The sequence below is a fragment of the Protofrankia sp. CiT1 genome, from assembly GCF_917627335.1.
Lineage (GTDB): Bacteria > Actinomycetota > Actinomycetes > Frankiales > Frankiaceae > Protofrankia.
Genome location: NZ_CAKJTP010000072.1, coordinates 3,605 through 9,209 on the forward strand (window position 1 = coordinate 3,605; position 5,605 = coordinate 9,209).

Sequence of the window (5,605 nt, forward strand, 5' to 3'; positions counted from 1 at the left end):
AGGCCGGTCAGCCCACGTCCCACAACCGCACCGTCCGGTCATCTCCGGCGCTGGCCAGGGTGCGCCCGGTCGGGGCGAACGCCACAGCTTTCACCCAGCCGCTGTGGCCGGTCAGCGGCGCACCGAGCGGGCGGGGAGCGGACCGGTCGGAAACGTCCCACAACCGCACCGTCCGGTCCTCACCGGCGGTGGCTAGGACGCGGCCGTCCCGGGTGAACACGACCGCCCCCACCCGAGCGGTGTGGCCCGTCAGCGGCGGGCCGAGCAGGCGGGGGCTGCGGGCGGCCTGGCCGGACAGCAGGGGGGCGAGCAGGCGGGAGCGGGGGGGTGTGATGTCCCAGAGCCGCACCGTCCGGTCGACGCCGGCGGTAGCCACAGTTCGGCAGTCCGGGGAGAACTCCACCGACCAGACGTCACCGGTATGGCCAGTCAGCGGCGGGCCGAGCAGGCGGGAACTGCGGTCGGAAACGTCCCACAGGCGCACCGTCGCGTCCTTGCCCGCGCTGGCCAGGATGCGGTTGTCCGGGGTAAGCACGACCGACCGCACCGGACCGACGGCGCCGCCGGCCAGGGGCGGGCCGAACGGGCGGGGGGCAAGGCAGTCGGAAACGTCCCACAGGCGCACCGTCGCGTCCTTGCCCGCGCTGGCCAGGATGCGGCCGTCCGGCGAGAACGCCACCGACCACACCCGGTCGGTGTGGCCGGTCAGGGGCCGGCAGAGCAGGCGACGAGTGGTGACGTCCCACAGCCGTACCGTCCGGTCGGCGCCGGTGCTGACCACGATCCCCCCGTCCGGGGAGAACGCGACCGCGTCCACCCGATCGGTGTGGCCCGTCAGCGGTTGGCCGAGCAGGCGGGGTGCGGAGTGCTCGGCGACATCCCACAGCCGCACTGTGTGGTCCGCGCTGCCGCTGGCCAGGACGCGGCCGTCCGGGGAGAACGCCACCGAGATCACCCAACCGGTGTGGCCGGTCAGCCGTTGACCGAGGCTGCGGGGATCGGGAACGGGCGCCTGCTGGCGGGCCGCCGGCTTCTTCGCGGGAGCCGGCACGGCCATCTTCACTGTCGGGGCGGGGGCCGGCTTCCTCGCGGGCGGTGCGGGGGTGATGTCGACCTGGCGGTGCTTCAGCACGGCCGACCCGCAGTCCCACAGCCGTACGGTCCTGTCGTCGCCGGCGCTGGCCAGCGTGCGGCCGTCCGGGGAGAACACCACCGACCACACGGTGTCGGTATGGCCAGTCAGGGGATCGCCGAGCGGACGGGGGGCGGTCCGGTCGGCCACATCCCACAACCGCACCGTCTTGTCGATGCTGCCACTGGCCAGCCTGCGGCCGTCCGGGGAGAACACCACCGACCGCACCTGGTTGGTGTGACCGGTCAGGGGATCGCCGAGCGGACGGGGGACAGCCCGGCCGGTCAGCTTCCACAAACGCACCGTCTTGTCACTACCCGCACTGACCAGAATCCCGCCGTCCGGGGAGAACACCACCGACAGCACCCGGCCGGTGTGACCGGTCAGTGGCTCACCGATCAGACGCGGCATGGACCGGTCACGCACATCCCACAACCGCACCGTCTTGTCGTTGCCGGCGCTGGCCAGCGTGCGGCCGTCCGGGGAGAACACCACCGAGAACACCGAGTCGGTGTGACCGGTCAGCGGCCCACCCAGCGGGCGGGGTGCGGTCCGGTCGGCCACATCCCACAACCGCACGGTCCTGTCGTTGGCAGCGCCGGCAGTGGCCAACGTGCGGCCATCCGGGGAGAAGGCCACCGCAAGGACCGGGTCGGTGTGGCCGGTCAGGGGATCGCCGAGCGCACGGGGGCTGGACGGGTCGGCCACATCCCACAGCCGCACCCTCCGGTCGGCGCTGCCACTGGCCAGGATCGTGCCGTCCGGGGAGAACACCACCGACCGCACCTGGTTGAGATAGCCGGTCAGGGGTTTGCCGAGCGGACGGGGTGCGGTCCGGTCGGCCACATCCCACAACCACACCGTCTTGTCACCGCTGGCGCTGGCCAGAATGTGGCCGTCCGGGGAGAACACCACCGAGAACACGGGGCTGGTGTGGCCGGTCAGCGGTCGGCCGAACGGGCGGGGGCCGGATGCGGAGAAGGACGGCGGGCGAGCAACAGGGATCCTGGCCGGGGCCGACACGACCACCTTCGCCGCTGGTGCGGGGGGCAGCGTCGGGGCCACCGCCAAAGCCGGTGGTGCGGGGACTTTGGTGGGTACAGGGACCGACGCCGGAGCGGGGGTCCTGGCTGGTGGTGCGGGCGTGGTCCCGGTGGGACGGTGATCGAGGGTCTGCGGGGGCAGCGTCGGGTCGAACGGCGACACCCTGGCGGGCAGCTCGTAACCCCACAGCCGCACGGTGTGATCCGCGCCTGCAGTGGCGAGGATGCGGCCGTCCGGGGCGGACACCACCGCGTTCACGATGCTGGTGTGACCGGCCAGCGGCTCACCGAGCGGACGAGGAGCGGACGGATCGGCCACATCCCACAACCACACCGTCTTGTCATCACCGGTACTGACCAGGATGCGACCGGCCGGGGAGAACACCACCGACCGCACCCGGCCGGTGTGACCGGTCAGGGGCTCACCGATCGGACGCGGCATGGACCGGTCACGCACATCCCACAACCGCACCATCCTGTCGCCGCCCGCAGTCGCCAGGATCCCGCTGTCCGGAGCGAAGGCCACCGACCACACCCGACCGGTGTGACCGGTCAACGGCTCACCGATCGGACGCGGCATGGACCGGTCACGCACATCCCACAACCGCACCGCCACCATGCCGTCTCCGGTGGAAGCCAGCAGGTGACCGTCCGGGGAGAACACCACCGCGTCCACCCGGCCGGTAGGAACGGACAGCGGTTTCCCGACCGGGCGGGGAGCGGACGGATCGGCCACATCCCACAACCGCACGGTCCCACCGTTGCCGGCGCTGGCCAGCGTGCGGCCGTCCGGAGAGAACGCCACCGCCCGCACCCGGTCAGCGTGACTGGTCAACGGTTCACCGAGCGGGCGGGGAGCGGACGGGTCGGCCACATCCCACAACCGCACCGTCTTGTCATCACCGGCGCTGACCAGCGTGCGGCCGACCGGGGAGAACACCACCGCCCGTACCGGGCCGGTATGGCCGGTCAGCGGCCCACCCAGCGGACGGGGAGCGGATGGGTCGGCCACATCCCACAACCGCACCGTTGTGTCGTTGCCCGCGCTGGCCAGGACCTTGCCGTCCGAGGAGAACACCACCGAGAACACCGAGCTGATATGGCCGGTCAGCGGTCGGCCGAACGGGTGGGGGCCGGGAGCGGGACTGTCCGACACCCGCCGGACAGGCTGCGACAGGCGGTCGGCAGGCTGCGGTCGGGCGCGCTCCGGCTGCGGCTGCGGCGGCCGGTCGGCAGGCGATGCTCGGTCAGCAGGCAGCGGACGGTCAGCAGGCAGCGGGAGATGGTCGGCGGCCTCGCGGATGTCGTCGTCGAGGCGCAGGCCGATGCCGGAGCGGGCGGTCCAACGCGGGCCGTAGACGGAGCCGGCGGCACGGGCGAGGTCGAGGGCGAAGGCGCGGGCGGACAGCTGGCGGTCGGCCGGGTCCTTGGCGAGTGCCTGCATGACCACATCCGCGACCGGCGTGGGGACCCCGGCGGGCGGTGCGGGGACCGTGTAGAGGTGATGCTGCAGGTGCGCGAGCAGCGGCAGGGCCCGGTCGAACGGGGGTGCCCCGGCGAGCAGCTCGTAGAGGAGCAGACCGAGCGCGTACAGGTCGGTGGCAGGCCCGAGCCGGCCTTCGAGGATCTGTTCGGGTGCCATGTACTGGGCCGTTCCGATGAGCTTGCTCGCGGTGGCCGCCGACCCGTCGAGGATTTTCGCGATCCCGAAGTCCGTCACCTTCACCAGGCCGCCCGTGTCGAACAGGATGTTGTCCGGCTTGATGTCGCGGTGCAACACGTTCTTGGCATGCGCGCAGGACAACGCCTCGGCCACGGCGAGGCCGATCGCGCAGGCACCTTCGGCCGGTATCCCCGCCCGCCGGCTGGTCAGGGTTCCTCCCGCCAGCAACTCCATGACGATCAGGCAGAGGCCGTCGTCCTCGGCATAGTCGTAGATGCGGACGACATGCGGGTGGTCGAAACTGGCGAGCAGCCGCGCCTCCGCGGCGAAACCGGCGGGGGCATCCTCCCGGGACGCGGACAGCACCTTGATCGCGACGTCACGCTCGAGATAGCGGTGCCGGCCTGCCAGCACCTGCCCGAAGCCACCTGAACCCAGGCCTTCGCCCAGCTCGTACGCGGGTAAAGCGGCGGCTACCCGCTCCCGGTCGACAACGAACATGTGCAGGCGGTCAGGCTGACATGGTGGGCGCGGCGGCGCCGGGTGGGACGGGGGTCTGCGGAGCCACGCTCCGCCAGGCGTCGGGAAGTTCGGCGGGGAAGAGCCGGCCGCTGCGGGTGAGGATCACGCCGGGGGCGAGTTCGACCTCGTCGCCGGGATGGAAGCGTCGGTCGACCTGCGGAAGAAGCCGTTCCCAGTCCCCCGGCAGCCCCTGTCTGTCGACGTTACGCATCCGGGTGCCGTAACTGCTGATGTCGCGGACTAGGACCGTTCCCTTCCTGATGGAGACGACAACGTGCTCGCGGCTGACCCTCCCCGCAGCCTCCGAGTCCAGCAGGCTGTACAGCGGGATGCCGGCCGTCTCGGAGTCGGGGTGTCGTCCGACGGTCGTCTCGGAGTCCTCGTCCAGGGTGTAACGGGCCTCGCAGGTGCCGTTGATGACGGCTTTGAGCTGGGCGGCGCCGGGGCGCGGGCCGTCGTCCAGCAGGGGCACTTCATGCTGCTGGCAGGTGGGCACGCCCCGTCGCATACGGGGCGGGAGCACCCGGCCGCCGCTGTGGATGTCGTAGAGCGAACAGCGGGGTTCCGGGCAGCGCCAGGCCCGCGTAAGCACATTGATCAGGGGGGTCCGGTCGAGGCTCAGCAGGCCCTGCTTCTTGAGGGCGGCGAGTTCCTCACGGCGGGAGATCTCGGCCGGCGGGCGAACGCCCATGTCCGTCGGGACCAGTCTGACGGTGCCGCCCGGGGCGGGTACGGGCCGCAGGAACTGCGAGGTGTTCCCCTGGATCCAGTAGTGCTCGGTGCGGTGGGCGTCGTAACGGTCGCTGGTGATGACCGGGATGCGGGTCATGCCCGCGATCTCAAGAATCCGCTCGTCGGCGTCGGGGACCTCCTCGACCAGGCCTTCGTCGACCCAGCGGCGGAGCCGGTCGACGTCCACCGGATCGGTGAACTTCCTGTGGCCGCCCAGCAGGCTGGCGTCGGCGATCAGGTAGAGGCGGACGTCCGGGTCGCCGGTGCGTTTCACCAGTGCCTGCACCACAAGTTCGAGGCGGCGCAGGGACCGCAGGCCCGGCCCCCCGATCGACTGTTCGCGCACGATGTTGGAGAGGTCAACCACGTAATCGGCATGGTTCGCCGAGGTCGCCAGGTTGTTTTCCACAAAGCCCCCCGGCTGGCTGGTGCGTCAGGAGTTATCCGACCGACGGTCAGACAGCCTATCCACCCCAGGCTTCATGATGTGCAATGAGGCTGCGAGAACACTCA

Annotated in this window: 2 protein-coding genes; both read right to left on the reverse strand. The window is 71.4% G+C overall.

The features are described 5' to 3' along the window. Positions 1-7: 7 nt before the first annotated feature. A complete protein-coding gene (locus MJ785_RS13165; RefSeq protein WP_239381140.1) occupies positions 8-4,339 on the reverse strand; it encodes a serine/threonine-protein kinase in 4,332 nt (1,443 codons plus the stop codon). Positions 4,340-4,349: 10 nt separating this feature from the next. Beyond that, a complete protein-coding gene (locus MJ785_RS13170) occupies positions 4,350-5,501 on the reverse strand; it encodes an FHA domain-containing protein (protein ID WP_239381142.1) in 1,152 nt (383 codons plus the stop codon). Between the last annotated feature and the right edge of the window lie 104 nt (positions 5,502-5,605).